This window comes from Dethiosulfatibacter sp., from assembly GCF_983023055.1.
The window spans coordinates 5,725-7,460 of the sequence record NZ_CEZJXU010000010.1; the positions used below are offsets into that span (position 1 = coordinate 5,725).

At 39.8% G+C, this 1,736-nt stretch carries 1 protein-coding gene and 1 pseudogene; both read left to right on the forward strand.

Going from position 1 to position 1,736, the window contains the following annotated elements:
• A pseudogene (locus AC3AX0_RS01145) lies at window positions 1-1,213 on the forward strand (TRAP transporter large permease); the annotation flags it as partial.
• Window positions 1,214-1,225: 12 nt separating this feature from the next.
• On the forward strand, window positions 1,226-1,736 hold a 511-nt coding region (locus AC3AX0_RS01150), incomplete at its 3' end, for an alcohol dehydrogenase catalytic domain-containing protein (RefSeq protein ID WP_487548467.1).

A 1,736-nucleotide genomic window follows, 5' to 3' on the forward strand; every position in this document is an offset into this window, starting at 1 on the left:
AAATTTATTGAGCAGTCTCTCTTTTTCATGAATACCTGGTGTATCTACAAAAATGATGGCTCAAAGAGTCTCCTCTGGAGTCGAAAGTGTAGCCTTGCTAGCTGTACCATTTTTCGTATGCGCAGGAATACTTATGAACTATTCAGGAGTTACCAAGCGAGTTATGGCTTTTGCTGAAGTAATGACAGGAAGAATGACAGGAGGACTAGCTCAGGTTAATATAGTTTTATCTACATTAATGGGAGGTCTTTCGGGCTCCAATCTGGCCGATGCTGCCATGCAGGCTAAAATGCTGGTTCCAGAAATGGAAAACAAAGGATTTTCAAAGGAATTTTCTTCTGTGGTAACTGCATTTTCTGCAATGATAACACCATTGATTCCTCCCGGAATCGCAATGATTATCTATGGCTCCATAGCCAATGTATCAATTGGCAAATTGTTTGTAGCCGGTATAGGTCCTGGGCTTTTACTTTGTGTAACAATGATGATGTTGACTAGTAAAATAGCTGGTAAAAGAGGCTATGTTCCTGTAAGAACAGGCAAAATGCCTGCAGCAGACTTCCAAGAATCCCTAAGAGGAGCGTTTCTTCCTATGCTTCTGCCAGTAATTATCATAGGTGGAATCCGTTTAGGAGTATTTACACCAACAGAGGCTGGAGCCGCTGCAGTAGTATATGCAATGATCCTTGGATTCTTCTACAAAGAATTAAATCTAAAGATAGTATACCAGGCACTTAAGGAAACAGTTGTATCGACAGCATCCATAATGCTTATAATAGGAGCTGCTTCAGCTTTCGCATGGGTACTCACCAAGGAAAGAATACCTCAGACGGTAACTCAATATATTGTTGATCTAATATCCAACAAATATGTTTTCCTTCTTGTTGTAAATATTCTATTAATATTTGTAGGCATGTTTATTGAAGGAAATGCGGCAATGATAGTTCTTGTTCCACTACTTGCTCCAGTTGCCACTCATTACGGCATCGACCCCATACATTTCGGAATGGTATTCATATTCAATATGTCAGTAGGAAGTATTTCACCGCCAATGGGAACTCTAATGTTTGTAACCTGCGGTATAACAAAATGTAAAATTGGAAATTTCATAAGAGAAGCAATCCCATACTACGCCTTGCTTATTGTATGTCTAATGCTTTTGTCTTATTTCCCGATTTTCACAACAGGTCTTGTAAACCTAATATTTGGATAAAAGGAGTTATTAATGAATAGAGAAATCAATATAATAGGACCACAAAAAGTAGAAATAAGAGAGGCAAAACAGGCTGAAATAAAGGAAGGCGAAGCTTTGTTGAAGCTCATATATGGAGGTATCTGCGGCTCAGACCTTAACACCTATAGAGGCGCATCTGCCTATGTATCCTATCCAAGAATACCTGGCCACGAACTTGCAGCCGAAATAGTTGAAATAGGAAAAAACGGCAAGGATCTCAAAGTAGGAGACATAGTAACTGTAAATCCATACTTTAACTGTGGCGCATGCTATTCATGCCAAAGAGGATTGGTCAATGCATGTATGGACAACCAGACAATGGGAGTACAGCGTGAAGGTGGATTTATGACCTATCTTCCTATGGATATAAATCGCCTTTACAAGGCTGATGGACTTACAGCGAAGGAAGCAGTACTTGTGGAGCCTTTCTGCATAGGATATCACGGAGTAAAGATTGCAATGCCTAAAAAAGGCGAGAAGGTACTTGTACTAGGTGCAGGTT